The organism is Rothia nasimurium (assembly GCF_014217215.1).
Classification (GTDB): Bacteria; Actinomycetota; Actinomycetes; order Actinomycetales; family Micrococcaceae; genus Rothia; species Rothia avistercoris.
This window is the reverse complement of record NZ_CP056080.1, coordinates 1,988,789-2,009,326: the sequence shown is the minus strand read 5'-3', so window position 1 is coordinate 2,009,326 and position 20,538 is coordinate 1,988,789. Positions and strand designations below refer to the sequence as shown.

Genomic DNA, 20,538 nt, shown 5'->3' with positions numbered 1-20,538 from the left:
GCAGGCAGGTTAGCCTCGGGCTACTCACAACGGCTCACACCCTCAACAAGAGAGGTGTGAGCCGTTTGTCTGGACAGCGGTCCTGCTCTTGCAGACAGCCTTTAGGGTAGGGGCCTAAACCGCTAAACTAGGCACAAACACTCCTTCACTCTGCAGCCTGCACCAGGCCGTAGTGTGCGTCCGGTTCTCACACAGAAAGCCACCCCATGAAACTCGAACTGCGCAAAGTCACTAAACGCTTCGGTGACTTTACCGCGAACGATAGCATCGACCTTGTGGTCCGCCCCGGCACAGTACACTGCTTGCTGGGTGAAAACGGCGCGGGTAAGTCCACCCTCATGAACGTCATCTTCGGTCTCTACCAGCCCACCGAAGGCCAGCTGTTCATCGACGACCAGCCGATTGAGTTCTCAGGCCCCTCAGATGCGATGGCAGCAGGCATCGGCATGGTGCACCAGCACTTTATGCTGGTGCCCGTCTTCACCGTTGCCGAGAACGTGGCCCTGGGCTCTGAATCCCTCAAGGGCGGCACCCTCGATCTTGAGACCACCCGCCGTAAAATCCGTGAGATCTCAGACCGCTACGGTTTTGCGGTTGACCCCGACGCCATCGTTGAAGACCTGCCCGTTGGCGTGCAGCAGCGCGTTGAAATTATCAAGGCCCTGGTGCGCGACGCAGAGATTCTGATTCTTGACGAGCCCACCGCTGTGCTCACCCCGGCAGAAACCGACCAGCTGCTGGGCATCATGGATCAGCTCCGCAAGGACGGCAAGTCCCTGCTCTTCATCTCCCACAAGCTCCGCGAAGTCCGCGAAATTTCGGACGACATCACCGTCATCCGCCGCGGCAAGGTCGTAGGCCACGCTGACCCCTCCATGTCGACCACCGAACTGGCCTCCCTCATGGTGGGCAAGGCCGTGCAGCTGACCGTCGACAAGTCTGAGGCCCAGACCAACGACCAGACCTTCGCCGTTGAAAACCTCACCCTGGTTGCCGAGAACGGCGTGCCCCTGCTCAAGGACGTCACCTTCACCGTGCACGGCGGCGAAATTCTCGCCGTTGCCGGTGTGCAGGGCAACGGCCAGACCGAACTGGCAGAATCCATCATCGGTTTGCACCCCAAGGCCACCGGCTCCATGAAGCTCAACGGCACCGAGCTGCTGGGCATGACCACCAAGCAGGTCCTGCGTACCGGCGTCGGGTTCGTACCCGAAGACCGCAGCAAGGACGGTCTCGTCGGCTCCTTCTCTATCTCAGAGAACCTGATCCTTGACCTTTTCGACACCAAAGACTTCTCATCGGCAGGCACCCTCAACCGTGCCAAGATCTCTGAAAACGCCGATCGGGCAGGCACTGAGTTCGACATCCGCATGGGCTCCAAGGAGCACACCGCCTCGACCCTTTCCGGCGGTAACCAGCAGAAGATCGTTGTTGCCCGTGAACTTTCCCGCCCGCTAGAACTCTTCGTCGCCTCCCAGCCCACCCGCGGCGTCGACGTCGGCTCCATCGAGTTCATTCACAAGCGCATCGTCGAAGAACGAGACAAGGGCGTGCCCGTCATTATCGTCTCCACCGAACTCGACGAGATCTACGGGCTGGCCGACCGCATCGCCGTCTTCTTCCACGGCGAACTCATGGGCATCGTCCCGCCCAGCACGCCCCGCTCTGTGCTCGGCCAGATGATGGCAGGATCCACCTACGAAGAAGCCCTCGCAGCAGCTGCAGAACACGAAGAAGAAGCCCCCAGCGCTTCCCACGCCAAGCACATGGCCACCACCCCCGAGACCCCCTGGGCAGAAGGAGAAGAGAATGAGCGAGCATAAGCCCGCAACCCCGCAGGTAGACCCTGCCCTCGCTGCCGATACGGCAGTTAAAACCCCACCCCAGGACGTCCCCTCCCAGCTGGTGGCAACCGAGAAGCCCTCAGCCTTCGCCCGCATCGCAGGCGGCAACGTCGGCCTCTCCATCGGTGCAGCCCTGGCCGCCTTCATCGTCGGTGGCCTGCTAATTGCAGCAACCGACCCCGCCACCCAGAAAGCGGCCTCCTACTTCTTCGCCCGCCCCATGGACACCATCAGCGCAGGCTGGACTGCCGCCTACGAGTCCTACCTGGCCCTGCTGCAAGGCGCAATCTACAACCCCAACGGTAAGAGCTTTGTGCAGCAGATTCGCCCCATCACCGAAACCCTGACCGTAGCCACCCCGCTCATCTTCGCGGGCCTGGCCGTAGCCCTCTCCTTCCGAGCAGGTCTCTTCAACATCGGTGCCCAGGGCCAGATTATCCTCGGTGCTATCGTCTCCGGCTGGGTGGGCCTCAATGCCGGCCTTCCCGCCATCATCACCATCCCCCTGGTTGTCCTCGGCGGCATCCTAGGCGGTGCAATCTGGGGCGGTATCATCGGCGTCCTCAAAGCCAAGACCGGTGCCCACGAAGTCATCCTGTCCATCATGATGAACTACATCGCGGCCAACCTGCTGGTCTACCTGCTCAAGACCCCCCTGCTCCAGCGCGAAGGCAGCTCTAACCCCATCTCCGAAAAGCTGCCCGAAAACGCAGTCTTCCCCCAGATCCTGGGCCCCTCCTTCCGCCTCCACCTGGGCTTCATCCTCGCCATCCTGGCTGTCCTCTTCATCAGCTGGCTCCTGAACCGGTCCACCATCGGCTTCCGCCTGCGTGCAGTTGGCGCTAACCCCAACGCCGCCCGCACCGCAGGTATCTCGGTTGCCTCTGGCTACATCATCGTCATGGCGATCTCCGGTGCCCTCGCAGGCCTCGGCGGCACCGCCCAGGTCGCAGGTACCGAAAAGGTGCTCACCACCGGCATCGCAGGTACCCTAGGCTTCGACGCCATCACCGTAGCACTGCTCGGACGCTCCACCCCCTGGGGCACCTTCTTCGCCGCCCTCCTCTTCGGCGCCTTCCGCGCAGGCGGCGTCTCCATGCAGGTTGCCACCGGCACCTCCATCGATATCGTCCTCGTGCTCCAGGCCCTCATCGTCCTCTTCATCGCCGCACCCCCGCTGGTCCGCGCCATGTTCCGCCTGCCCGACCCCACCGGCAAGCCCAAGAAAAAGAAGTCAGCTAAGAAGAAGGCCGTGGAGGCATAACCATGAGCGTCACCGCAACTCCCGAAACCACCGCCAGCACTTCAGAAGAAAAGCTGGTCGTCAAAAACTGGAAGAACCCCATCATCTACGGGGCACTCGCCGTCATCGGCACCCTGCTCATTGCCCTGCGCGCCCCCAAGAGCACCATCAGCATGAGCATCAGCGACGGCGTCAGCTGGTTCTCCGCCGAACCCCTGAACATCAACCCCCAGGTCTACGGCTGGGTAGCCTCCATCGTCATGCTGGCCCTTGCAGGCTACGCGCTGGTTGCCACCAACGCCGGCAAGACCCTGGGCCGCTGGGTAGCCCCCCTCTTCTGGTTCACCTTCGCCTCCGGCCTACTCATCTGGGCCATCGGCTCTACCGCTAAGCCAGAACTCTCCCTGGTCTCCCTGCTCAACGGCGCCGTGCTGCTCTCCATCCCCATGATCTTCGGCTCCATGGGTGGCCTGCTCTGCGAGCGCTCCGGCATCGTCAACATCGCCATCGAAGGTCAGCTCCTGCTCGGCGCTTTCTCAGCGGTCCTGGTAGGTTCCATCACGAAGAACGCCTGGGCAGGCCTCCTTGCAGCCATGATTGGCGGCATGCTGGTCTCAGCCCTGCTGGCCCTCTTCTCCATCAAGTACCTGGTCGACCAGGTCATTGTGGGTGTCGTGGTCAACGTCCTGGTCTCAGGTCTCACCGGCTTCCTCTTCAGTCGCGTCCTTGAACCCAACGCCTCCACCCTCAACTCAGCTCCCAAGCTGCCGGCCTTCGCCATCCCCGGCCTCTCCGAGATCCCTGTTCTGGGCCCCGTCCTTTTCAACCAGAACGTACTGGTCTACCTCATGTACATCGTGGTAGCCGTCATCTGGTTCGCCCTCAACAAGACCCGCTGGGGCCTACGCACCCGCGCCGTCGGCGAACACCCCAAGGCCGCTGACACCCTGGGCGTCAACGTCAACCGCCTCCGCGCCACCAACGTGCTGCTGGCCGGTGCCGTAGCCGGTATGGGCGGTGCCTTCTTCACCCTGGTCTCCGTATCCTCCTTCAACTCCGACATGACCGCAGGCCAGGGCTACATCGCCCTCGCCGCCCTCATCTTCGGCCGCTGGACCCCCATCGGAGCCCTCTCCGCCGCCCTCCTCTTCGGCTTCTCCCTCAACCTGCAGTTCGTCCTCTCCATCCTGGGCACCAGCGTGCCCACCGAACTGCTCGCCATGCTGCCCTACCTGGTCACCATCTTCGCGGTAGCCGGTCTGGTGGGTCGCTCCCGCGGCCCCGCCGCAGTGGGCAAGCCCTACATCAAGGAGTAGGTCCGGACGGACGCGTGGCCGCCCCGCTTGCACAGCAAGGGGCGGCCACTGCCGTCTTAACATTGTTAGACCTGATACATACACAACTCTCACAAGGAAGATACCAATGACTCCATACAACATTGACTGGGACCAGCTCACCGCTGCCGCCACCGCAGCCCTGGAGAACTCCTACTCGCCCTACTCCAACTTCGCGGTGGGAGTCGCAGCCCTAACCACCGACGGGCGCCTGATTACCGGCGCGAACATCGAAAATGCCTCCTACGGGATTACTCTCTGCGCCGAATGCTCCCTGATTTCCGAGCTCTTCCGCACCGGCGGCGGCAAGCTCGCAGCTTTCGCCTGTGTCGATAAGGACGGCAACGCCCTGATGCCCTGCGGTCGCTGCCGCCAGCTACTCTACGAACACAGCGCCCCCGGCATGCTCCTGCGCTCCACCAGCGGAGTGCTCACCATAGAGCAGATGCTGCCCGACGCCTTCGGCCCCGACCGCCTAGCTGCCCCCTAACGTCCTTATCTTTCCCGTTTACTGACCGCTTTGCTCAGGCCAAGCCCCGGCGCAAACTGGCATACTGGAAGAGACGCCCGAACAACACGACACAACAGGGCAGGGGAGCGAAGCTGCACCCTGCCGGGAAGGTGAGCACTTGAGCACCGAAGCTTTCGACGCCGTAGACATTATCCGCACCAAACGCGACCAGGGAGCCCTCACCAACGAACAGATCGACTGGGTCATCGACGCCTACACCCGCGGCGTCGTAGCCGACGAGCAGATGAGTGCCCTGGCCATGGCCATCTTCCTCAACGGCATGAACCGCGAAGAGATTGCCCGCTGGACTGACGCAATGATTCGCTCCGGCGAGCGCATGGACTTCTCATCCATCATCGGCCCCGGCAAAAAACTCGCCACCGCAGATAAGCACTCCACCGGCGGCGTCGGTGACAAAATCACCCTGCCCCTGGCCCCGCTGGTCGCCGTCTACAACGTAGCCGTACCCCAGCTCTCAGGCCGCGGTCTGGGCCATACCGGCGGTACCCTCGACAAGCTCGAAGCTATCCCCGGCTGGCAGGCCAACATTTCCAACGAAAAGACCCTCGACATTCTCGGTACCATCGGCGCTGTTATCTCAGCTGCAGGCACCGGCCTGGCCCCCGCCGACAAGAAGCTCTACGCCCTACGCGACACCACCTCCACTGTCGAGGCAATCCCGCTCATTGCATCGTCCATTATGAGCAAGAAAATCGCCGAAGGTACCGACTCCCTGGTACTCGACGTCAAGGTCGGCTCCGGTGCCTTTATGAAGGACGCCGCGCGCGCCCGCGAGCTGGCAGAGGTTATGGTTGAGCTGGGCCAGGGCGCCGGCGTTAAAACCAGTGCCCTGCTCACCAACATGGACACCCCCCTGGGCCTGGCCGTTGGCAATGCCAACGAGGTGGCAGAATCCGTTGAGGTGCTCGCCGGTGGTGGGCCCGCCGATATTGTCGAACTGACCGTCGAGCTGGCCTGCGTTATGCTCAAAAACTCCGGCGTCGATGCCGACCCCGCCGAGGCTCTTGCGGACGGCCGCGCCATGGACAAGTGGCGCGAGATGATTTCCGCCCAGGGCGGCGATCCCGATGCAGCCTTGCCCCAGGCCCGCGAAACCCACACCGTCTACGCTAACGCAAGCGGCACCCTAACCCGCCTGGACGCCCTGGCCGTGGGTGTGGCGTCCTGGCGTCTGGGTGCAGGCCGAGCCCGCAAGGAAGACGCCGTGCAGCTGGCAGCGGGTATCAACCTGCACGCCAAGCCCGGTGATACCGTCACCGCAGGTCAGCCCCTGATGACCCTGATGACCGACACTCCCGAACGCTTTGAACGAGCCCTGGAATCCCTCAAGGACGCCTGGACTATCGGAGGCGATTACACCCCCACCGACCTGATTCTGGATAGAATCAACGCTTAAAACCTCCCTTCGACCCTGCAAGAAAAGAGAAGAACCGTGGGCCTATTTAGCCGCAAAAAAACTCAGGAACCTGCCCCTGTAGAGAGCTCCACTCAGCGGGACGTCCTGGCAACCAGCCTTGATGCCGAGCAGACCTCTGCCACTCAGACTGCTGAAACAGCCGCTCCTGCCAGTGGCCAGTTTGCCCCCACCGGGCTGGGTGCAGGTGAGGGCCTCAAGGCCGTCGTGAAGCTCATGCGTGCCAAGGCAGAAGGCCAGGTGACCCTGAACCTGACCCAGAACGCCAACGACATGAAGTACACCCTCTACCAGCGTGGCCAGGAAGTTGAGTCTGGTCTGGTCACTCCCGGTAGCGAGTGGTTCCAGGCTGTGGCTGACCTCTACGTTGAGGAAGAGAAGAGCGAGCGCGGTGCCTGGAACCGCGCCCTGATTGTGGTCAACCCCGCCATTGGCAGCGATGCGGCTGTGCACGCTTCTTTCATGAACACCGCCACCAGCAAGACCCACAACCTCAACTATGCCCTGGATATGGGCGCTGCCCAGGCTCAGCATGCTGGCGAGGCTGGGCAGGCCGGTGAGGCCCAGCAGGTTGCTGAGGCTGAGCAGGGTAAGGACGCCGCCCCCGCCCCGGTTGCCGCAGGGCAGGGGGAAACCGCAGCCCAGGCTGAGGATCGCATGAGCCGTATCTCGGCCCGTCTGGTCCAGGAGAAGGCAGCGCAAGAGAAAGCAGCACAGGAGAATACTGACCAGAGCGAAGCGGAGAAGGGTGAAAGTCCCGCTGAGGAAGCGGCTGTAGAACCTGCGCAGGAAGAGACCCCCGCGGCAGAAGAAGCAGAACCTGCCGAAGAAGTAGCGCCCGTCGAAGACGCCGCCCCGGTAGAAGAAGCTGCCGCAGCCGACGAGAACGACGCCCACCAGCTGCCCACCCACCTGGACGACAGCGAATTCGAAGCTGACGACCAGCCCCAGGCGTCCGCTGCACCGGCCCAGGCCCACAACCTGCCCGCGTCCGCTCCCACCCTGGATGCCCCCATGACCGGCACCAGCGTCGATATCGCCCCCTCCTACGCCGAGCACAGCCAGCCCAAGCCCTCTGCCACCAAGAAGGCCAGCGGCAACCTGGTGCTGACCGAAGCCGAGGTTGTCTCCCGCTTTGCCCCCGCCTATGAGGCCCTGTTCGGGGCAGACGGCACCGCCCGCGATGTGTCCACCGTGCTCATCCGCGTGCGTACCCTGGGCTCCTACTACGACGCCCTGACCCATGTGCGCCGCAACGGCTTCTGGGAGCAGGTACGCACCTTCGACCTGATCCCCGAAGAGACCCTGGCGATTCTGCAGCTCAAGGCCGACTCCTACAAGGAAGGCCACGGCTCACCCCTGGCTATCAACATCCGCTTCACCCCCGGCACCCCGGTTGAGGCCTCCTTCGACTACGCCGATGAAGAAGCCTTCGTGCGCTACCCCGAGCACCTGCCCGCCCAGCAGTACGTTGAAGAGCTGCGCATGTTCCCCCGAACCGGCGAGAACATCCCGGCCCACATGAGCGAGGCCCTAGCCTCCTGGACCTTCTAGGCCCACTCACCCCTCACCTGACATACCCGCCCCGAAAGAGCCCCGGCCTTTTCGGGGCGGGCCACTACTGAAAGAACCTTCTCCACATGACTGCACCCGCGCCCACCCTGACCTGGCTCCAGAAACTCCCCAAAGTCTGCCTGCACGACCACCTCGACGGTGGCCTGCTACCCGAGACCCTCATCGAGCTAGCTGACCAGGTGGGCCATACCCTGCCTGCGACCGACCCGCAGGAACTGGGGGAGTGGTTCAAGCAGGCAGCAGACTCCCGCTCCCTGGCCCGCTACCTAGAAACCTTTGAGCACACCGTAGCCGTCATGCAAACCGCAGATAACCTGCGCCGGGTCGCCCGTGAGCACGTACTAACCCTGGCCGCCGACGGTGTCATCTACGGCGAGGTGCGCTGGGCCCCCGAACTGCACCTGCGCGGTGGGCTGACCATGGCCCAGGCCGTTGAAGCGGTCGCCGACGGGCTCATGGACGGCATGGAGCAGGTAGGTCGGGCCGGCGGACGCATCCTGGTCAACCAAATCCTGTGCGCCATGCGCCACCACAACAACTCCCTGGAGGTCGTCAAAACCGCCCTGGCCTACCGGGCCCTGGGCGTGGTGGGCTTCGACCTGGCCGGGCCCGAGGACGGCCACCCCACCTCATCTCACGCAGAAGCCCTGAGCCTTGCCGCCGAGCACTTCCTGCCCGTCACCCTCCACGCCGGTGAAGCCTTTGGACTGGCCTCTATCCGCGAAGCCCTGGTCACCGGCCGGGCCCTACGACTAGGCCACGGCGTCCGCATCACCGAAGACATTACAGCCCGCACCCTGGCAGAGATTGACCCCGATGGCTCCCTCATGCCCGGGGCAGACCCCAGCCAGACCGTCCTGCAGCTGGGCGAGGTCGCCGAAGCCGTCAAAAACCGCCGTATCGTGCTTGAAACCTGCCCCTGCTCCAACCTGCAGACCGACGCCGCCGAAAAAGCCAGCAACGTGGGGCAGAAGAAGGCCTTCGAACCGGCCCTCAGCCACGAGGAGCACCCGGCGGCCCTGCTCCTGCAGGCCGGGTTCGCGGTCACCATCAACCCCGATAACCGCCTGATGAGCGCCACCAGCATAACCCGGGAATTCGCCGAACTCGCCACCCACCAGGGCTTTGGCCTGCCCGAATTCTTTGAAGTCACCTACAACGCCATCAATGGAGCTTTCTGCTCCTTCGACGAAAAACAGGCCCTGCTCACCAGCATCCAGAGCGCCTACGGGCAGCTGGCCCTCGAAGAGCCCGGCCAGGCAGACACCGACCAGGAAGAGCAGCGCGGCGCATGACCCGGTCGAGACAAGAGCACCCCGCACCCGTACCAGAACCCGGTGACCTCGGGGGCAGCTTCGAGCACCTGATGGGGCTCATGCAGACCCTCCGCAGCCCCGACGGCTGCGCCTGGACGTCCGCCCAAACCCACGCGTCCATCATGCACTACCTCATCGAAGAAACCTACGAGGTCGCCGAAGCCGTTGAAGCCCCCGGCGGAGTCAACCTGCCCCTGCTGCGCGAAGAACTGGGGGATGTGCTGCTCAACGTCATCTTCCACGCCACCATGGCCGCCGAAACCCCCGCCGCGCAGGGCGGCTTCACCATGCAGGACGTCATCGACGGGCTCGCCGCCAAACTGGTGCGCCGCAATCCCCACGTCTTCGCGGCTACCGACCAGGGCAACGAAAAGCTCAGCGCCGCCGACATCTACGACGCCTGGGACCAGCTCAAAAAAGCCGAAAAACCCGAACGCACCGGCCCCTTCGACGGGCTCCCACCGGCCCTGCCCGCGCTCGCCCTCGCCGCCAAGGTCGCGGAGAGAGCCGAGGCCGCCGGGGCTGACCTTACAGGCGCGGACGCCGGTGGGCAGCTCCCAGCCTTCGCCAACGAGCAGGAGCTGGGCGCCTACCTCTACAAGCTGGCAGCCTCCACCCGCACCGCCGGACTCGATGCGGAACGGGCCCTGCGGACCTATGTGCAAGGGTTGACTCGGTAAAAGTAATACACAGCATACGGTTCGGTGACTTTATCCCATCAGGTAGTTGTGACCCGTTGGTCAGAATCCCACAAAACCTCAGAAGTGCTGAAGAAAACCGTTGGAAATGTTGAATTCCTGTGTGCTTATGTGGGTTTTTTGGTAGACTGGGTGCATAAACGCGCACGGGCTAAAATACCCGATCAGCAACCGGCTGTAGCGCTATATAGCCATTTTCATTTCTCATCCTTCAAGGAGCATTTTCATGGCTTTGATTACCGCAGTTCACGCTCGTCAGATTCTTGACTCACGCGGCAACCCCACCGTTGAGGTTGAGGTTCTGCTCGAAGACGGCGCTTTTGGCCGTGCAGCAGTTCCCTCAGGTGCATCCACCGGTGAGTGGGAAGCCGTAGAGCGCCGCGACGGCGACAAGGCTGTTTACCTGGGCAAGGGCGTTCTCGGCGCTGTCTCTGCAGTGATTGAAGAAATCGCTGAAGAGGTTATCGGCATCGACGCAACCGACCAGCGCGCTGTTGACGCAGCCATGATCGCCCTGGACGGCACCAACAACAAGGGTAAGCTCGGCGCAAACGCTATCCTCGGCGTTTCCATGGCCGTTGCTAAGGCAGCTGCTGAGTCCTCAGACCTGCCCCTCTACAAGTACCTGGGCGGCCCCAACGCTCACGTCTTGCCCGTTCCCATGATGAACATCCTCAACGGTGGCTCACACGCTGACTCCAACGTTGATATCCAGGAATTCATGATTGCCCCCATCGGCTTCGACACCTTCTCTGCTGCCCTGCAGGCTGGCGTTGAGGTTTACCACGCTCTCAAGAGCGTTCTGCACGACCGTGGCCTGTCCACCGGCCTGGGTGACGAGGGTGGCTTCGCTCCCAACCTCGACTCCAACGCTGCTGCTCTTGATCTGATCATCGAGGCTATCGAGAAGGCCGGCTACAAGCCCGGTGAAGAAATCGCCCTGGCTCTGGACGTCGCTTCTTCCGAGTTCTACAACGACGGTGCCTACGACTTCGAAGGCCAGAAGAAGTCCGCAGCTGAAATGTCTGCCTACTACGCTGACCTGGTTGCTAAGTACCCCCTCGTTTCCATCGAGGACCCCCTGGACGAGAACGACTGGGAGGGCTACAAGACCCTCACCGCCGAAATCGGCGACAAGGTTCAGATTGTTGGCGACGACCTCTTCGTGACCAACCCCGAGCGTCTGGCTCAGGGCATCGAGGGTGGCGCTGCTAACGCTCTGCTCGTGAAGGTAAACCAGATTGGTTCACTGACCGAGACCTTCGACGCTATGAGCATGGCTCAGCGCAACGAGTACCGTTGCATGGTTTCACACCGTTCAGGTGAGACCGAGGACGTCACCATCGCTGACCTGGCTGTTGCTACCAACGCTGGCCAGATTAAGACCGGTGCTCCTGCCCGCTCCGAGCGCGTTGCTAAGTACAACCAGCTGCTGCGCATCGAGGAAGAGCTCGGCGATCAGGCTGTTTACGCAGGCAAGGGTGCTTTCCCCCGCTTCGCAAAGTAGTCTGCCCCCTCTCTAAGGTAAGAGAGTAAGGACGCCCGTGCCCCGGCCAGGTTGCCCCTGGCCGGGGCACTGCCCTTTAAGGGCGAAGGCAGGAACCATTCAGCGGGTGCCCAGTTCAGGCGGTAAAATAGGAAAATCACGGACTAGAGGGCAGGAAGAGCACTTATGGCACGCACACCGGGTAAGAAACCCAACCCCATCGCAGCCTTTTTTGGCTTCGGCCTGGGGAAGCCGGCGTCCACTCCCTCCCGGGAAAAGCAGACCAAACCCCGCCGTACCCGGGCAGCTAAACCCCTGCGCGCCGAGACCACCGCAGAAACCCCCGCGCAGGAGCTGGGTACCCCGGTAGCCGCCCACTCCTTCAGCGGGCACTTCATCACCTTCGCCATCGTGCTGGTGATCATCGCCCTGTCGGTCTACACCCCGCTGACCTCCTTCATCCGCCAGCAAAACGAAATCAACGACGCCAAGGCCAGCATCGCCGCCCTACAAGCCGAGCAGGACTCACTGAACGCCCAGGTCAGCTGGTGGCAGGACGACAACTACGTCAAGCAGCAGGCCCGCAGCCGTCTCTTCTACGTACAACCGGGGGAGACCCCCTACCTGGTGGTGGGCGTAGACTCCACCAGTGAACTGGCGGACGACACCAGTGCGGCCGCTAAAACCGCCCCAGAAGACTCCTGGACCACCAAACTCTGGGGCTCCCTGCAGCTGGCCGCCGAAGACACCTCCGTCAGCAGCCCGAGCCCCGACGCCTCAAGCAGCCCCAGCGCCAGCCCCTCAGCTAGCTCCAGCGCTACCGCCACCAACCGCTAGCGCCGGTAGACTAGAGAAACCAGCACCATCTTCTAAGGACACCATGAGCACACCCGCGAGCACCGACCACCAGCCCCACGGCTTCGGCGTCACCGCCGAAACCCTCACCCCCACCGAGCTTGACCTGAAAGTGCTCTCAGCCCAGCTGGGGCGCACCGTGCGCGATGTCGTGGAAATCCCGGCCCGCTGCGTCTGCGGCAACCCCCTGGTAGCCGCCACCGCCCCGCGCCTAGCCAACGGCTCACCCTTCCCCACCACCTTCTACCTGGCCCACCCCGTCATCACCGCCGCAGCCTCCCGCCTCGAAGCGGAGGGCGCCATGTACGAGATGACCGATGAGGTCACCGACGACGAGAGCAAGGCAGCCGCCTACCGGGGCGCCCACGAGAACTACCTGGCAGAGCGCGAACGTATTCGCGTCAAGGCCGGTCTAGAAGAAGTACCCGAAATTGAGGGCGTTTCAGCCGGTGGCATGCCCACCCGCGTCAAGTGCCTGCACGCCGTGCTCGGCCACACCCTGGCCGTTGGCCGCGGCATCAACCCCTACGGCGACGCAACCCTCGACCTCATCGCTGAGTGGTGGACCCCCGAAACCTGCCACTGCGACCCCGCCTGGCGCAACTAGCCGCCCACCGGCGTCCGCCCCACCCTACCTAAACCTGCCCTACGAGTCACCGGGAGTAACCATGCGCGTTGGCGCTATCGACTGCGGAACCAACTCAATTCGCCTGCTCATCGCCGAGGCCGAAGCCACCGAACACGGCTTTGTGCTCACCGACCTTGAGCGTCGCATGAAGATCGTGCGCCTGGGCAAGGGCGTGGACGCCACCGGCTGGCTAGCCAAAGAATCCCTGGAGCGCACTTTCGCAGCGGCCCGTGAATACGCCGAACTTTTGCGCGAGTACGGGGTAGAGCAGGTACGCTTTGCCGCCACCAGCGCCACCCGCGACGCAGGCAACCGCCAGATTTTCATCGACGGCATCCGCGAGATTCTGGGGGTAGAACCCGAGGTCATTACTGGCCGGGAAGAGGCAGAACTGTCCTTTGCCGGTGCCGTCTCGTCGGTGGGCAATACCGACGAGATGACCCTGGTGATTGACCTGGGTGGCGGCTCCACCGAGTTCGTGCTGGGAAACAAGGACGGCCTGGCCGCAGCTCGTTCGGTTGATATCGGCTGCGTGCGTATGACCGAACGCCATATTAGCTCCGACCCCGCCAACGTCACCCAGGTTTCCCGCGTCATTGCAGATACCGACCGGGCTATCGCAACCGCAAGCGCCTCCGTTGACCTTTCTGCCGCCCGCCGCGTCGTGGGCGTGGCGGGAACCGTCACCACCGTGGCAGCCCACGTGATGGGCCTTGACGCCTACGACCCCGAAAAAATCGACCGCGCCGAAATCGCCATCAAGGACATCTCCCGGGCCGCTGCCGACATGGTCGCTATGACCAGCGCCGAACGCGCTGCCCTGCCCTACATGCACGAGGGTCGGGTGGACGTCATCCCCGCAGGGTCAGTTGTCTGGGCCCGCATCGTTGAGCGCATCAGCGCCCTCACCGGGGGAGCGGTCACCAGCGCTATCGCTTCCGAAAAAGACATCCTCGACGGTCTGGCCCTGTCGGTTGCCGAACGCGCCAGCCGCTAGGAGTCGCCCATGGCCTTTCGGCGACTCCCCACCGGCACCGCCCTGCTCGCAAGCAGCCTGGCTCTAGCCACCGCTCTGGCGCTCGGCGTCCTCCCTGCCCGAGCCACCACGGCGAGCCCCTCGGCTAGCACCAGCGCCAGCCCCAGCGCCCTGGCCTCGGTACCCACCATCGCTACCCCCAAGGGCGACTCAATCCGTGCCCGCGAGTACTGGCTCACCCAGTACGGCTTTACCGACCTGTGGAGCGAAACCACCGGCAAGGGCGTTACCGTCGCCGTCATCGACACCGGTGTGGACGGTACCCACCAAGACCTCACCGGTAACGTGGTGAGCGGCTACGACGCCTCGACCGGAACCACCAAGAACAAGGGCTGGAAGGGCCTGGGTGTTGAACCAGAACACGGCACCCTGGTTGCCTCAGTGATTGCAGGCCACGGCCACGATGACGGCACCACTCCCGCAAACTCCGGTGAACCCGGGGAGTCCGCAGGCATGATCGGAGTAGCACCCGATGCCACCATTTTGCCCATTTCCCTAGAACTCGGCACCACCAGCGCCACTACCCGCTCGGTCGACGAGCAGATTCCGGACGCCGTGCGCTACGCCGTCGATAACGGGGCCGATATCATCAACCTGTCTGTGGGCTCCGATAAAACCAGCTGGCCCGAATCCTGGGACTCAGCCTTTGCCTACGCCGAAGAAAAAGGCGTCATTATCATCGCCTCTGCCGGCAACCGCGGTGCCGGGCTCACCCAGGTGGGCGCCCCCGCCACCATGCCCGGGGTACTCACCGTTGGCGGCGTCGATAAGAACAAGCAGGACTCCTGGTCCTCATCCTCACAGGGTATCTCTATCGCAGTCTCAGCCCCCAGCGAGTCCATGATCGGCGCTATCCCCAACAACAAATACGCCACCTGGTCAGGCACCTCAGCCGCCGCCCCCATCGTTGCCGGACTTGCCGCCCTCATCATGGAAAAATACCCCGACCTGACCGGCAACCAGGTGATTCAGCGCATCATCGAATCCAGCGATGACGCCGGAGCGGACGGGCGCGATGCCCTCTACGGCTACGGCATCATCAACCCCAAAGCCGCCCTGGCCAGCTCCACCCCGGACGACACCGACACCAACCCGCTCGGCTCCATGAGCGACTGGATCAAGGTCCACCGCAAAAACACCGCCTCAGCTGCGCCCAGCGCCAGTGAAACCCCCGTGCACCAGGCCGGCGAAACCATCACAGAAGCAGCCGCCCCCACGCCCGTCCGCCCCGTTGAAGACTCCGGCATCCTACCCTTCATCGTGCTCGCCGCCTTCGCCCTCTGGGTCGGCATCATCACCTTCGGCTCCATCCACCAGCTCACCAACATCATCAAACGCAGCCGTCACCGCTAGCCCGAGCCCACCTCATCTAGCCTTCATCAAATCTTCACCCTGCTCTGAAAGGCTAGACACCGGCAGGGGCAAGAAACGCCCACAGCAAATACACCGCCCAAAACTATGCTTAAACCCCGCAAAAGTGGCAATATAAGCATGGAGACTTTTTACCGGAACACCGGCACTACACCAACAGGAAGTTAACTCGCATGGCATTCAACAAGATTGCACAGGACCGCCCCCGCGTCCTCATCGTCGGCGGCGGCTACGTCGGCTTCACCGTCGCAAAGAAGATCCAGAAGGTCATCAAGGAGTCCGGCGGCGTCGTCACCGTTGTCGACCCCAACCCCTACATGACCTACCAGCCCTTCCTCCCCGAAGTAGCTGCAGGCTCCATGGAAGGCCGCAACGCCACCGTACCCCTGCGCCAGCACCTGCGCGACTCAGAAATCATCGGCGGCCGCGTCGTAGCAATCAACCACGCTACCAAGACCGCAACCATCGAACCCATCAACGCCGGTGAAACCTTCGAACTCACCTACGACGAAATCGTCCTGGGCGCAGGCTCCGTCACCCGTGCCTTCCCCATCCCCGGCCTGGCCGAGGTTGCCATCGGCATGAAGACCGTTGAAGAAGCAGTCTCCGTCCGCAACTGGGTACTCGAGCGCATCGAAATCGCCTCCCTCACCACCGACGAGGACGAGCGCCGCCGCGCCCTCACCTTCGTCATCGTCGGCGGCGGTTTCGCAGGCGTCGAAACCATCTCCGAACTTGAAGACATGGCCCGCGAAGCCGTCAACCGCAACGACCGCCTGCGCATCTCAGACCTGCGCTTCGTCATGGTCGAAGCAGCCCCCCGCATCATGCCCGAGGTCCCCGCAGACCGCGCCGAAAAGGTTGTCGCTGAACTGCGCGCCCGCGGCATCGAGGTCCTGCTCAACACCTCACTCTCCGACGCCACCGACGGCCACCTGCAGCTCATCAACATGGGCGACAAGTCACCCGCCGGTGAACTCGACACCGACACCCTGATCTGGACCGCCGGCGTTGCAGCGTCCCCCATGCTCAAGGACACCGACTTCCCCATCGACGAGCGCGGCCGCGTCCGCGTACTGGCAGACCTGCGCGTTGCAGGCGATGAGGGCATCATCGAGGACGCTTGGGCAGCAGGCGACAACGCAGCTGTACCCGACCTCTCCGGTGGCGGCGTTGGCGGCTTCTGCGTCCCCAACGCACAGCACGCCTCCCGCCAGGCCCTCAAGCTGGCAGAAAACCTGCTGGCCAAGCGCCGCGGCGAAGCACTGACCGACTACTACCACGAGACCATCGGCGTCGTCGCCGGCCTGGGCCTGTGGAAGGGCGTAGCTAACTTCAAGGGCAAGACCATCGGCGGCCCCATCGCCTGGCTCATGCACCGCGGCTACCACGGCACCGCTATCCCCACCACCGAACGCACCGCACGCGTCATGGCCACCTGGGCACTCAACCAGATCTTCGGCCGCGACACCTCATCAATCCGTCACCAGCGTTCACCCCGCCGCGCCTTCCAGCAGGCTACCGGCACCGCACCCGAAAAGACCAAGGCAAAGCTCTAGGAACTTTTCTGGTATAAAGGTATAAGCGAAAGCGCTCGCCGGGTAAGGCCCGGCGGGCGCCCGCTCAAGGCCCTATAGCCCAATTGGCAGAGGCAGAAGACTTAAAATCTTTGTGTTCCGGGTTCGAGTCCCGGTGGGGCTACACAACAAATGGCATGTCATAATGCGCGTAGCGCAGACATGCCATTTATTTTTTTAGCCAGTTATACCACCCCATTCGTTTTCTCTTGACCCCGAGATAATCTATAGGGTCAAGAGAAAATGAGTAGGGTGAACTTCTAGGATCGGGAAAAGGACGCTGCGGCAGTAGTATCTGCGGCTTCTAGGGTTTTCGATAGAGTAGAAGCTATGAAGACACCTCATCTCTACGCTGTTGACCTCGATGGAACCCTGCTCACCGACCACAAAACCTACAAGCACGAGCAGCTGGACCGCGTCCTGACCCTGCTAGCTGAACAGGGCTCCTACCTGGCGGTAGCAACCGGCAACCAGGTGCCAAAAATCGAGCAATACCTGGCCGGGCATGAACACAACAAGAATCTGTACTACATCGCAGAGAACGGTGCCATTATTCATAACCAGGGCACCGACTTAGCCCTGTGGGGTTTTAGCCCTGACCTGGTAAACCAGGCACTGATGGCTCTTGAAAATTTCCCCGCGCTGGGCATTATTCTTTCCTGCCGTCACCACTCTTTTGTCCCCAGCGACCGACTAGCGACCATCGCCGGACGCGTGCAGGAACAGGCCACCAAGGTCGGCATTGACCTGCCCGGCTGGGACCCGGAAAACCCCATCACTGCGATTCGTCCTTTCTACCCCAACGTAGAAGCCATCGACGACCCCACCACCATCACCGAAACTATCGTCAAGATCGCCCTGAACGCCGACCCCGATGAGGGAATCTACGAGACCATCGAAAAGCTACACGATGCTCTACCTGACGGAATCGCAGCGACCTCCAGCGGTTTCGGGGCTATCGACCTGATTCTGGATGGCAACCACAAGGGCCACGGCCTGGCCTGGCTAGCTGAGCACCTGGGGCTGAGCGCCGAACAGACCACGGCCTTTGGCGACTCTGGCAACGACCTTGAAATGTTCCGCTACGCCGGGCGCGCTATCGCCATGGAGCACTCCGATCCAGCTCTCGCCCCGGTCACAGACCTAACCATTGGCTCCAACAACGACGGAGCCGTCCTCGACTTCCTCGAAGCCGAACTCACCGCCTAACCCCAGCCGCTCACGCCCTGAGAAAAACGGGAAGAAAAGCCGACCAAGATTCGGTAGGGTAGAGTACAAGACTTTTACCACGACTAATTATTATCACTAGGAGACAACAGCCGTGGCAGGTAACCCCCTGATCAACAATATGACCAAGCCCGCTGGCGACCCCCGCTTCGGGCAGTTCGGTGCTGGCGGCACCACCACCGCCAACCCCTACGGCCAGCAGGCCCAGAACCCCTACGGGACCTACCAGCAGGGTAGCTACACCCAGCAGGCCCCCTACGGGTACGAGAACCAGCAGGTATCAGCTGGCCAGCTCAACGACATGTACAACGCCGGTACCGCTGGCCCCGTCGATACCAACCGCATCACCATCAACGACATCATCATGAAGACCGGCCTGAACCTGGGCCTGGTTGTAGTGGGTGCTGTACTCGCCTGGTACATGCCCATCCTCATGTTCGTCGGTTTCATCGGCGGCCTGGTGCTGGGCTTCGTCAACGCCCTGAAGAAGAAGGTCTCACCTGCCCTGGTCATGACCTACTCGGTCATGGAAGGCCTGCTGGTCGGCGGTATCTCTCGCATGTTTGAGGCTTCCTACCCCGGTATCGTGCTTCAAGCAGTTATGGCAACCGTCATCGTCTTTGCTACTATTCTGGCGCTCTACAGCTCCGGAAAGGTGCGGGCAACCCCTAAGCTGACCCGCTTCTTTATGGTTGCGACGATTTCCTACGCTGTCTTCTGCCTCATCAACCTCGTAGCCTCACTCTTCTTCGGCTTCAACGCACGCGGCGTTGAGGTTATGGGCATCCCCCTGGGCCTGATTATCGGTCTCTTCGCCGTGCTGCTGGCTACCTACTCCCTGCTACTCGACTTCACCCACGCCTCTGAAGCTATCAAGATGGGTGCTCCTGAGCGCGAATCATGGCGTATCGCTTTCGGCCTGATCGTGTCACTGGTCTGGCTCTACATCGAGATTCTGCGTATTCTCTACTACGTTCGAGCTATGGCCGACGACTAAAACCTAGACTCTTCCAAGGGCGCTAGAGATAAAATCCTCGCCCGGGGCAGAAGCGACTGTGCTTCTGCCCCGGGCGAGTTTCGTCACGCTTATGCCCGGGATACGAGCTAGCGCGGGGCAGTAGTAAGGAAACGTGGGAAGATAGAAAGTATGAGTGTCACTATTCCTGAACCCCCTGCCCGGCAGACCGTATCTGACCGTCAGGTGCCCTTTGCCCTGCAGATTGCAGCGGCCTGGTCTTGGCGTCTGATGATTGTGGGCATCGCGGCCGCAGCCCTCTACTGGATGCTGGCTAAGATCTCCCTGATCGTCATTTCGATTATGATTGCGGCCCTGCTTGCTGGCCTGATGTCGCCGGTTGTCTACTTCCTCCGCCGTAACCGCATCCACGCCGGTATTGCCACCGCAATTACCGAGGTCGGCCTGATTGCTGCTGTCGTCGGCCTGCTCGCTCTGGTTGGCCAGCAGCTCACCGCGGGCTTCTCATCCCTCTCCGACCAGGTGGTTGAGGGCTGGAACCAGATTGTTGCCATGCTCAACAACCTGCCTATCGACCTGGGGGCAGACAAGATTGACCAGTACATCAGCCAGCTGGTCACCACCTTGCAGGACAACTCATCGAGTATCTTGAACGGCGTAGCCAGCGTAGGCTCTACTGCCGCCGATATCGGTACCGGTATGGTAATCGTGCTCTTTACCCTGATCTTCTTCCTCATGGAAGGCGAGAAGATCTGGCTCTTTATCGTCAAGCTCTTCCCCCGTAACGCCCGCCGCGCTGTAAACGGTGCTGGCCGCCGCGGCTGGAAGTCCCTGGTCTCCTACGTGCGCGTGCAGGTCTTTGTGGCAGCGGTCGATGCCGTCGGTATCGGTCTCTCCGCCTTCTTCCTGGGCGTCCCCCTGGCCCTGCCCCTGGGCGTCCTCGTCTTCCTGGGCTCCTTCATCCCCGTAGTGGGTGCGCTGCTGACCGGCGCTATCGCCGTCCTACTGGCACTGGTTGCCAACGGCCTGGTCAACGCACTGATCATGCTGGCCATGGTACTGGTAGTACAGCAGATCGAATCCAACATCCTGCAGCCCCTGGTCATGGGTAAGGCCGTAGCCCTGCACCCCCTGGCCGTTGTCATCGTGGTGGTTGCCGGCTCCATGCTCTACGGCATCGTTGGCGCCCTCTTCGCCGTACCCGTCCTGGCAGTGGTCAACACCGTCATCAGGTACCTCGCCGGACGTGAGTGGGAACATGATCCCGATATCCGTGAAGAAGAATTCCTTTACCCGCACGAACAACGCCGACGCGAGAAAAAAGCTATCGCTGAGAAGGTCAAGGAACGCCTAGAGCGCATCAAGGAAGCCGAAAAAGCCGACGAAGATGCCCTCGAAGCCATCAACAACGGCGCCCAGAAATAAG

General features: G+C 62.3%; 17 protein-coding genes and 1 tRNA gene. All 18 read left to right on the top strand.

What is annotated here, in order from left to right; translation table 11 throughout:
• The first annotated feature begins 206 nt into the window (after positions 1-206).
• Positions 207-1,823: an ABC transporter ATP-binding protein gene (locus tag HWU94_RS09140; RefSeq protein WP_185173454.1), complete on the top strand. Its 1,617-nt coding sequence runs from the start codon at positions 207-209 to the stop codon at positions 1,821-1,823.
• A complete protein-coding gene (locus tag HWU94_RS09135) occupies positions 1,810-3,108 on the top strand; it encodes an ABC transporter permease (protein ID WP_185173453.1) in 1,299 nt (432 codons plus the stop codon). The genes HWU94_RS09140 and HWU94_RS09135 overlap by 14 nt, the downstream gene beginning before the upstream one ends.
• Positions 3,109-3,110: 2 nt before the next feature.
• Positions 3,111-4,403, top strand: a complete 1,293-nt coding sequence (locus tag HWU94_RS09130; protein ID WP_185173452.1) for an ABC transporter permease — start codon at positions 3,111-3,113, stop codon at positions 4,401-4,403.
• A gap of 106 nt (positions 4,404-4,509) precedes the next feature.
• Complete coding sequence (locus HWU94_RS09125) at positions 4,510-4,911, top strand: cytidine deaminase (protein ID WP_185173451.1); 402 nt, start codon at positions 4,510-4,512, stop codon at positions 4,909-4,911.
• A 139-nt stretch (positions 4,912-5,050) separates the two neighbouring features.
• Positions 5,051-6,349, top strand: coding sequence for a thymidine phosphorylase (locus HWU94_RS09120; protein WP_185173450.1), 1,299 nt, complete (start codon positions 5,051-5,053; stop codon positions 6,347-6,349).
• 36 nt (positions 6,350-6,385) lie between these two features.
• Positions 6,386-7,921 carry a hypothetical protein gene (locus HWU94_RS09115; RefSeq protein WP_185173449.1) on the top strand — a complete coding sequence of 512 codons (1,536 nt, stop codon included), beginning with the start codon at positions 6,386-6,388 and terminating at the stop codon, positions 7,919-7,921.
• An 86-nt stretch (positions 7,922-8,007) separates the two neighbouring features.
• A complete protein-coding gene (locus HWU94_RS09110; protein WP_185173448.1) occupies positions 8,008-9,237 on the top strand; it encodes an adenosine deaminase in 1,230 nt (409 codons plus the stop codon).
• Positions 9,234-9,938, top strand: a complete 705-nt coding sequence (locus HWU94_RS09105; RefSeq protein WP_185173447.1) for a MazG nucleotide pyrophosphohydrolase domain-containing protein — start codon at positions 9,234-9,236, stop codon at positions 9,936-9,938. Before HWU94_RS09110 ends, HWU94_RS09105 begins: the two co-directional genes overlap by 4 nt.
• A gap of 244 nt (positions 9,939-10,182) precedes the next feature.
• Positions 10,183-11,463: a phosphopyruvate hydratase gene (eno, locus tag HWU94_RS09100; protein WP_185173446.1), complete on the top strand. Its 1,281-nt coding sequence runs from the start codon at positions 10,183-10,185 to the stop codon at positions 11,461-11,463.
• Between the two features lie 165 nt (positions 11,464-11,628).
• Entirely contained in the window at positions 11,629-12,279 is a 651-nt protein-coding gene (locus HWU94_RS09095; protein WP_185173445.1) for a septum formation initiator family protein, read from the top strand.
• Between the two features lie 43 nt (positions 12,280-12,322).
• Positions 12,323-12,904, top strand: coding sequence for a DUF501 domain-containing protein (locus HWU94_RS09090; RefSeq protein WP_185173444.1), 582 nt, complete (start codon positions 12,323-12,325; stop codon positions 12,902-12,904).
• 61 nt (positions 12,905-12,965) lie between these two features.
• Positions 12,966-13,922 (top strand): Ppx/GppA phosphatase family protein, encoded by a 957-nt coding sequence (locus HWU94_RS09085; RefSeq protein ID WP_185173443.1) that lies wholly within the window; start codon positions 12,966-12,968, stop codon positions 13,920-13,922.
• A gap of 9 nt (positions 13,923-13,931) precedes the next feature.
• The gene (locus HWU94_RS09080; protein ID WP_185173442.1) at positions 13,932-15,314 is read left to right on the top strand and encodes a S8 family serine peptidase; all 1,383 of its coding nucleotides are present in this window, start codon (positions 13,932-13,934) and stop codon (positions 15,312-15,314) included.
• Between the two features lie 191 nt (positions 15,315-15,505).
• A complete protein-coding gene (locus tag HWU94_RS09075; RefSeq protein ID WP_185173441.1) occupies positions 15,506-16,891 on the top strand; it encodes an NAD(P)/FAD-dependent oxidoreductase in 1,386 nt (461 codons plus the stop codon).
• A 68-nt stretch (positions 16,892-16,959) separates the two neighbouring features.
• A tRNA-Leu gene (locus tag HWU94_RS09070) sits at positions 16,960-17,033 on the top strand.
• Between the two features lie 206 nt (positions 17,034-17,239).
• Complete coding sequence (locus HWU94_RS09065) at positions 17,240-18,118, top strand: HAD hydrolase family protein (RefSeq protein ID WP_185173440.1); 879 nt, start codon at positions 17,240-17,242, stop codon at positions 18,116-18,118.
• A 112-nt stretch (positions 18,119-18,230) separates the two neighbouring features.
• Entirely contained in the window at positions 18,231-19,133 is a 903-nt protein-coding gene (locus tag HWU94_RS09060; protein ID WP_244955949.1) for a Bax inhibitor-1/YccA family protein, read from the top strand.
• 150 nt (positions 19,134-19,283) lie between these two features.
• Entirely contained in the window at positions 19,284-20,537 is a 1,254-nt protein-coding gene (locus HWU94_RS09055; RefSeq protein WP_185173439.1) for an AI-2E family transporter, read from the top strand.
• Position 20,538 lies beyond the last annotated feature (1 nt).

Excerpts from the sequence above, each read along its gene's own strand:
- HWU94_RS09095 (WP_185173445.1), top strand. The coding sequence starts at position 11,629 with ATGGCACGCACACCGGGTAAGAAACCCAACCCCATCGCAGCCTTTTTT.
- HWU94_RS09075 (WP_185173441.1), top strand. The coding sequence starts at position 15,506 with ATGGCATTCAACAAGATTGCACAGGACCGCCCCCGCGTCCTCATCGTC.
- HWU94_RS09110 (WP_185173448.1), top strand. The coding sequence starts at position 8,008 with ATGACTGCACCCGCGCCCACCCTGACCTGGCTCCAGAAACTCCCCAAA.
- HWU94_RS09090 (WP_185173444.1), top strand. The coding sequence starts at position 12,323 with ATGAGCACACCCGCGAGCACCGACCACCAGCCCCACGGCTTCGGCGTC.
- HWU94_RS09055 (WP_185173439.1), top strand. The coding sequence starts at position 19,284 with ATGAGTGTCACTATTCCTGAACCCCCTGCCCGGCAGACCGTATCTGAC.
- HWU94_RS09085 (WP_185173443.1), top strand. The coding sequence starts at position 12,966 with ATGCGCGTTGGCGCTATCGACTGCGGAACCAACTCAATTCGCCTGCTC.
- HWU94_RS09065 (WP_185173440.1), top strand. The coding sequence starts at position 17,240 with ATGAAGACACCTCATCTCTACGCTGTTGACCTCGATGGAACCCTGCTC.
- eno (WP_185173446.1), top strand. The coding sequence starts at position 10,183 with ATGGCTTTGATTACCGCAGTTCACGCTCGTCAGATTCTTGACTCACGC.
- HWU94_RS09080 (WP_185173442.1), top strand. The coding sequence starts at position 13,932 with ATGGCCTTTCGGCGACTCCCCACCGGCACCGCCCTGCTCGCAAGCAGC.
- HWU94_RS09130 (WP_185173452.1), top strand. The coding sequence starts at position 3,111 with ATGAGCGTCACCGCAACTCCCGAAACCACCGCCAGCACTTCAGAAGAA.
- HWU94_RS09125 (WP_185173451.1), top strand. The coding sequence starts at position 4,510 with ATGACTCCATACAACATTGACTGGGACCAGCTCACCGCTGCCGCCACC.
- HWU94_RS09140 (WP_185173454.1), top strand. The coding sequence starts at position 207 with ATGAAACTCGAACTGCGCAAAGTCACTAAACGCTTCGGTGACTTTACC.
- HWU94_RS09105 (WP_185173447.1), top strand. The coding sequence starts at position 9,234 with ATGACCCGGTCGAGACAAGAGCACCCCGCACCCGTACCAGAACCCGGT.
- HWU94_RS09135 (WP_185173453.1), top strand. The coding sequence starts at position 1,810 with ATGAGCGAGCATAAGCCCGCAACCCCGCAGGTAGACCCTGCCCTCGCT.